Consider the following 4,834-nt stretch of genomic DNA (forward strand, 5'->3'; position numbering starts at 1 on the left):
GTCTGGAACCAGAGGCAGCCCTTTCACCTTGGCATGCCGAGGTCTTCAAGGCCATGGACAGTCAGGAGTGGAACCAGTTGTACGTCAACGCCGAGCACGACGGCCGAATCGGGCTCATCACCCTTGGCCGGGAGGCCTACAACCGGGACATGGACAGTGAACTCAACCGGGCTATGGACTGGCTTTTGAGCAAGGGCATCGAGCGGGTCATCCTGTCGGGCGATTTTCATTTGGCCAGCCAATTGGTGGGGGCGGACACGGCCGAGTTCTTCGACTGCCTCGACGATCAGGCCCAGGGGGAAGCGATCTGTCTGGCCTGGACCGGGACGGCACGTCGGCTGCACAACGATTTCCGGGTCTCGGTGGGCTTCATCGGCGGCAAGCGCTGCCTGGGCGGGATGCTCGAACTCATGAGCCATTGCCATTTCGTCGTGGCCGTGGAGGAGGCCCTGCTGGGGATGCCCGAGGTCACCCTGCCCGTGGTTCCAGGCATGGACGGTTGCCATTGGCTGTTTCGCAAGAGCCCCTCCGAACATTGGGCCAAAATCCGGTCCCTGCTTTTGGGAGGGCGACCTCGCAAGGCCCAAGACACGGTGGGGTGGCTGACGGACTCTGCCGGGCCCATGGACGAGGCCTTAGCCATGGCGTGGCGTCTGGCGGCCGGGGAAGAGTCTGTCGTTCTCCGGCGGACCCTGGAAACCGGCCCTCTTCGGGGCGTCTTTGACGGCGATGCTGCAGACGAGCCGGATTTCAGCCCGAAAGAGGCCACGGCGGCCCTGGTTCAGGCCATACTGGATTCCTGCTCGGTCGGTCTGGGGGAATCCCTCGCGGTCCAGTCTCGGCACAGCGCCGTGTTCATGAACGGTTCGGCCTGCCGTCAGGGTGCCATCGGGGCCGAGCGGCAGAGGATCATGGCCGTGTAGGCGACTAGTCAGCCTTTGTTTTCGGCCGTTGTGGGCACGTAACGGGTCGAGGGCCCCCGGCCGACTCGGACCAAAAGACCTTTCGCCACCAGATCCTGGATGTCGTAGCCGGCGGTCCGCTTGGATATGGTCCCCTCCAGAAGATCGACCAGTTCCTTGCCGGTTATTTCTCCTGTCCTTCGGGCGTGGCGCAGAGCCAGGAGTTGCCTGGGGTTCAGGTCCCCGGGCAGGTCAGAAATTTTCTGGCCTTCCTCGTGGTTCGTTCCGGTTTCGATCTGGTCCTGGCCCTCAGACGAAATTTCGCCTCGAAACCGGTCCTCTTCGGCGACAATCCTCTTTTGGACTTCTTCCTGGGGGTCCAGGCCCATCTGGTCGGCCTGGATGACCGGATTCTCGGACATGACCGCAGCGGTGATGATCATGTGCCTGAGCTCCCGGATGTTGCCCGGCCAGGAGTGGCCCATGAGCCGCTCCATGGCTCCTCGTGACAAGGTCATGCCCTTGCGGCCGGCCATCCTCTCCCCTTCCCGGAGGAAATGCAGGGCCAGAACAGGAATGTTCTGGGGGTGCTGGCGAAGGGCCGGGGTCTGGATGGTGACGACCTTGAGCCGGTAGTAGAGGTCCTCCCGGAACGAACCCTGCTTGATCATGGCCTTGAGATCGGTGTTGGTGGCCGTGATCAGGCGAACGTCCACGTCGATGTCCTTGTCACTGCCAAGAGGTCTGATCTTGCGCAGAGACAAGGCCCGGAGCAGAGCCTGCTGAACCTTGAGGGAAGAGGACTGGATCTCGTCCAGGAAGAGGGTCCCGCCGTCTGCCTCCTGAAAGGCCCCCCGACGGTCGCCCTTGCCGTCGGTGAAGGCACCCTTGAGATGTCCGAAAAGGGTGTCTAAGAGCAAATTTTCGTCCAATTCTCCGCAATTGATGGAAATGAACGGCTTGTTCGCACGTTTGGAAAGGCGGTGCACGGCCTCGGCGGCCAATTGCTTGCCCGTGCCGGTTTCCCCTTCGACAAGGACGTCCACATCGACCTGGGCGGCCTTGGCGATGTCCCGCTTCATTTGGTGGATGAGCGGCCCAGCGCCGATGAATTCGGGAAAAATCTTGTCGTGGTTCTGGTCGTGGGGATCGGCCGCCAAATGGACCGGCTCCTTGAGGGCTACGGACTCAATAACACGGTCCTTGGTCCTGATCTGGGCCATCTGATCCTCAATGGTTCCGATCATGGAGTTGATGGCGTTCTTGAGGACCTCGACCTCGTATCCGCTGGCTTCCAGGCGGACCTCCTCCCATTGCCCCTTTTCCTTCACCTTTTCCACGGCCTCGGCCAGATCCATGAGGCCGCGCGACGTATTTCTGGCCACCACGGCGATGGCTAGGATGAGCATGGCCACAGAAACAGCGCTGATGAAGAGCATGACGTCGATGTGCTTGTACCCGGCGACATCGACTAGCACGCTTCTATCCTCGTACCCCACACCTCCTATGATCAGCTCATGCTGGTCGGGAGCGGCCCTGAGTCGGACCGGGGCGTAGGCCAGGGAGTGTTCCCTGAAGGGGGATGAACGGTCGTTGTGGCCTGTTCTGCGCAGCAGACCGGGGCGAGCGGCGCGGATATCCTCAACCATACGCCAATAAAGTTCCTCCGAGGACGATGGCCGGAAGGCTACGGGGAGATCCGGTCTGCCCAGAGTGCCCAGAAAGGCCTCGCGAGCCTGAAGGGTGCCCAAGGGCGTTTCGGGAGAAATGATCGCCTCGGATTGGAACAGAATCCAGCCGTCGGTGTCCAGGAAGAAGCTGTAGCGGATGAATTTTGGATGGCGCTCGAAAGCCCGGACTGGCGATGAGGATGATTCGTAGAGGGAGAGGATATCTCTGATGCTTTTGGCGTCCACCGCCAGATACAGATATCCGTCTACCCGGTCGCCCTCGCCGCAAGGCGTGGCCATGCGAAAGGCCTGGACGGCTACGCGGGCGTGGGGGTTGTCGTCTGATGGGAAGGGGTATTCGATTTCTCGAAAGTCCGATACCCAAACCTGTCCCATCTTCAGGGTTGTGAGACGATCGTAAAGGAGGGCCGGACCGGGACGAATCTCGGAAATTTTCTCATCGGGAAGCCGGACCGTAGCCGGACCCTGAGTGACGAAGGTGTACGGGTTTCCTTGGCCGCTGGGAATGAAGCCGAACTCAGGATATTCAGCTCCGGTCAGCTCCCGGGCCGCAGCGAAATACGCGGCTACGGCCTTCGGGTTCAATCCTTCACGGGCGGCATACAGGAGATGTTGTCGGGTTGTTTCCAGCCAGGCCTCAATGCCGTGGGCCGTGGTCGTGGCATGGAGCCGTGAATTCCGCTCCAGGGCCTGGGCGATGAACTCGGACGAGGCCCAGTAGGTCATGTGTCCCATGAGGGCCAGAACGAGCAGAGCCGCTGGGATGAGCGCGAGCATCAGTCTGGTCCTGAGTTTGCGGCGACTCGGGACCCGCCTGAATCGCCGGAGCAGTTTGTCTTTCACTGCCAACAGCCGCTTCATGTTTCCCCCCGCCGTTAGAAAATCTGCCAAGGCTGAATATCCGAAGTCGCAAATCCCGCAAAAAATACTCTTTAGTCGCGCAAGTTGTCCCATATCCCTGGACGTGATGCCTGGCAAGGCCTTTTCGCGATACATTGAAAAAGGAAATTCAAGCGGGGTGACTCGTGCGAGAAATTCATTTCCAAGATCATTTTTAGAGTTTTCTTGAGATTATTAACTTATTTTTCAAGTTGTTATATAATAATTCTTGATATCGAGCAAAAAACTCTGGCACGGCTCTTGATATCCTGAGGCCATGCTGCGCGATGGTTTCGGCAGCTAGAGCTTACACATGCGATGCCTGGATTGAAGGAGGGTGCACAATCCTTCGGCCCGGGACCAACCCACAAGGAGTGCTGAACAATGAACGCATACGTTAAGGATTTCACAGTTCCCATCGGCAAGTTCCCCAGAATCTCGGACACGGCCACCTTTTCGGGGGCGGTCATGGCCCTGGAACGGGCCCAGGAGGAATTTCTGGCCGGCAAGAGGGAGCAGCGCATCGTCCTGGTCACGGACAGCGAAAACAAGGTAGTGGGCAAACTCTCGCCTCTTGATGTGGTCCGGGGCCTGGAGCCCAATTATGACAATATCGTTGACGAGCAGGCCAGCGCCTATGTCGGCGATTACGACTACGTCATCAACGCCATGAAAACCCAGGCTCGGCTCTGGGCCAAACCCCTGGACGACCTGTGCGTCAAGGCCAAGGACGTCCAGGTCAAGGATTTCATCCAACCTCCCAAAACCTCCCAGATCATTGATCAGGAAGAAGGCCTGAACAACGCATTCCACCGTTTCGTCATGTTCAAGCATGACTCCCTGTTCGTCATGGACGGCAAAAAACTCGTCGGGCTGTTGCGATTTTCCGATGTATACAAGGAAATCCAAAGAAGGATCAAAGAGGTTTGTCGCCTCTAGGCGGCATTCCGGTTGTGGGTCTTCATTCGTCAATAAAACACAAAAAATGTGAAATAAGGAGACATCCATGAGTGCTCAAGACGTGCGTGAAACATCCCCAGACGAGCTTCTCGTGCATGAGGAAGAACCCCAAGGCCCGACCCAGTCCGGCAAGAGCATAATCATCAAATTGCTGATTGCCCTGGGCCTGTTTCTTTTGATCTACTTCCTGCCCAGGCCAGAAAATCTTACTGTGGAAGGAAAGAATCTGGCGGCCATTCTCATACCCATCGTGTTCTTGTGGATTTCCGAGGCCATCCCCATCGGGGTTACGGCCCTTCTGGCCACGGCCCTTATGATCATTTTCAAGGTCACGAAGTCATCGGCGGCCTGGGCTCCCTACGCCAACCAGACGGTCATGTTCGTTCTGATGATCATCATGTT

At 58.3% G+C, this 4,834-nt stretch carries 3 protein-coding genes; 2 read left to right on the plus strand and 1 reads right to left on the minus strand.

Features of this window, described 5'->3' with window-relative positions; genetic code table 11:
• Nucleotides 1-931: 931 nt before the first annotated feature.
• Nucleotides 932-3,454, minus strand: coding sequence for an AAA family ATPase (locus EOM25_12240; GenBank protein NCC25941.1), 2,523 nt, complete (start codon nucleotides 3,452-3,454; stop codon nucleotides 932-934).
• Nucleotides 3,455-3,856: 402 nt separating this feature from the next.
• Here EOM25_12240 and EOM25_12245 point away from each other — a divergent pair, with 402 nt between their 5' ends.
• Nucleotides 3,857-4,411: a hypothetical protein gene (locus tag EOM25_12245; protein NCC25942.1), complete on the plus strand. Its 555-nt coding sequence runs from the start codon at nucleotides 3,857-3,859 to the stop codon at nucleotides 4,409-4,411.
• 67 nt (nucleotides 4,412-4,478) lie between these two features.
• A partial coding sequence (locus EOM25_12250; protein NCC25943.1) for a sodium/sulfate symporter occupies nucleotides 4,479-4,834 on the plus strand: 356 nt, incomplete at its 3' end.

Source organism: Deltaproteobacteria bacterium, assembly GCA_009929795.1.
Classification (GTDB): domain Bacteria; phylum Desulfobacterota; class Desulfovibrionia; order Desulfovibrionales; family Desulfomicrobiaceae; genus RZZR01.

What these genes read in the sequence shown, in the direction of transcription:
- EOM25_12240 (NCC25941.1), bottom strand. Translation starts at nt 3,454, where the DNA reads ATGAAGCGGCTGTTGGCAGTGAAAGACAAACTGCTCCGGCGATTCAGG.
- EOM25_12245 (NCC25942.1), top strand. Translation starts at nt 3,857, where the DNA reads ATGAACGCATACGTTAAGGATTTCACAGTTCCCATCGGCAAGTTCCCC.